Source organism: Mycobacterium sp. E3298 (assembly GCF_001666895.1).
In the GTDB taxonomy this organism is placed as follows: domain Bacteria; phylum Actinomycetota; class Actinomycetes; order Mycobacteriales; family Mycobacteriaceae; genus Mycobacterium.
The window spans coordinates 1-1,445 of sequence record NZ_LZJB01000282.1; the positions used below are offsets into that span (position 1 = coordinate 1).

The following is a 1,445-nucleotide window of genomic DNA, read 5'->3' on the forward strand; positions in this document are numbered from 1 at the left end:
ATCCCGGGCCGCAACGCGGTCGGCTGAGGAATCGGATCCATCATGTGCGCGGTGACGAGGACACTGACGCTGTCGGCCCGATACGGCGGTGAGCCGGTGAGGCATTCGTAGAGCACGCAGGCCAGGGCGTAGATGTCGGCGCGGTAGGTGACTTCGGCGTTGGAAAAGCGTTCCGGGGCCATGTATTTCCACGTCCCGACCGCGGTGCCCAACTGGGTGAGCTTTTCATCGGTGGTCGCGCTGGCGATGCCGAAGTCCACCAGATAGGCGAAATCATCGCGGGTGACCAGAATGTTTTGCGGTTTGACGTCGCGGTGCATCACCCCGGCGGCATGGGCGGCATCCAACGCCGAGGCGATCTGGGTGATGATGGCCACCGCGCGCGGTGGGGCCAGCGGGCCGAAGCGTTTGAGCACGCTGTCCAAGTCGGTGCCCTCGACCAGGCGCATCTCCAAAAACATCTGCCCGTCGATTTCGCCGTAGTCATGGATGGGCACCACGTGCGGTTCCTGCAAACGACCGGCGGTGCGGGCTTCGCGCTTCATCCGCTCCCGAAACACCGGGTCCTTGCTGAAGGTCTCCGAGAGCAGCTTGACCGCGACCGTCCACTCTTTGACGGTGTGCTCGGCCTCATAGACCTCGCCCATCCCACCCCGGCCCAACAGCCGCTTTAGGTGATAGGGCCCGAAATCCGTGCCCACCCGCGAGGCCTGCTCATCACTCATCGCTGATCCTTGTCACCCAACCACCACAGCACATCAAGTCAGCCGCCGTAGTTCGTCCACCACGTATGCAGGTCTTCGAGGGCGGGAGGATCACCGTAGGCGTCACAGAGCAGGAGTTTGGCGTCGTTGGTCCAGATGACGTTCGGGTGGTTCTTGTAGGTGCCGCACGCGATCGAGCCGGCGGTCACCGTCGGGGTGCTGTCGTGGTGCCAGCCGTCCGGTGACGGACCGGCCCCCGGACAGTTGAGCAACTGTACGGCGGCGACGTCGTCGTCGAACGCCTTCTTGAGCAGATCGGCATTGGCGAACAACCCGTAGACGGCGCGGGAAGGGCCGCCCTGGTTGGTGTTCTGGTCGCAGTCGACCATGGCCAACGCGTTCACCCAAATGCTGTTGGCCTTCGGGGTGGCAGGGGTGCAAGCGCCACTGGGATATCCGGCGGGCAGCACGCTCATCAGCTTGCTCTGCGGGTTCGGGGCCCTGCTCGTCGTGGTCGTGGTGACCGTTCTGCTGGTCGTCGTGGTCGTCGAGGTCGAGGTCCGGTTGGCCTGCGAGTTGCTGTCGTCGCCGCCCATCACCATCGCGATGCCGACCGCGGGGACGACGAGGACGACGACCAGTGCGGCGACGCCGGCGATGATGGGCCAGGGGTTGCGTCGTTTGGGTGGGGGTTGGTTCCAGGCGGGTGCGCCGGTGAATTGGTGCGGGGCGTGTGGTGGG

1 protein-coding gene and 1 pseudogene are annotated in these 1,445 nt (G+C 65.1%); both read right to left on the minus strand.

Annotation, left to right across the window (positions count from 1 at the left end):
* On the minus strand, nt 1–725 hold a 725-nt coding region (locus A9X05_RS13455), incomplete at its 3' end, for a serine/threonine-protein kinase (RefSeq protein ID WP_156736692.1).
* Between the two features lie 38 nt (nt 726–763).
* A pseudogene (locus tag A9X05_RS31670) lies at nt 764–1,445 on the minus strand (serine/threonine protein kinase); the annotation flags it as partial.